General features: G+C 60.9%; 1 protein-coding gene. It reads right to left on the bottom strand.

Going from position 1 to position 539, the window contains the following annotated elements:
* Positions 1–152 precede the first annotated feature (152 nt).
* Positions 153–539: DoxX family membrane protein (locus tag ACRWNM_RS36555; protein ID WP_431972738.1), on the bottom strand; the 387-nt coding region annotated here is incomplete at its 5' end.

Consider the following 539-nt stretch of genomic DNA (forward strand, 5'->3'; position numbering starts at 1 on the left):
GATGCAAGTTTCCTTTTCTTGCGCCGCCCATGGTCCTTGCTCGATGTCATCGAGGGGCCGTGCGCGGCAAGGTTCGTACTCGTGTCGGGCATCCTGAGCCTCTTCCCGCGGAGCTGCACCGAGGCGCGAGCGATGCCGTCCGGACGCAGCAGTCAGTTCAGCGAGAACAATGGACCGGTCAGTGTCATCCCGAGCTCGGGTGTGTGCGCGAAGAACGCGAAAAGCATGAGTGAAGCACCTGCGAGCTCGACGTTCTTGTTGAAGTGGATTCGATCGTTCTGCCTTGCCGACGGTTGTGACTGCGTCCAGAAGTTGTGCATACCCACCGCGGCAGCCAGGAGAAAGGCCCCGAGCAATAGGCTTCCGAGGTCGGCCCATACGCCGAGCAGCACACTGAATCCGCAAACTAGAAGCCACACACCAGAGCCGGAGACGGCTAGCGCCGGCAGCGGCAGGCCCTTGGTCTTGACGAATTCCACCATGTCTCGACCTCTGGCCAGGTGAGCAAATCCTGCCGGTAAGAGCAACGTGGCGAACAG

This window comes from Nocardia sp. bgisy134, assembly GCF_965341865.1.
In the GTDB taxonomy this organism is placed as follows: domain Bacteria; phylum Actinomycetota; class Actinomycetes; order Mycobacteriales; family Mycobacteriaceae; genus Nocardia.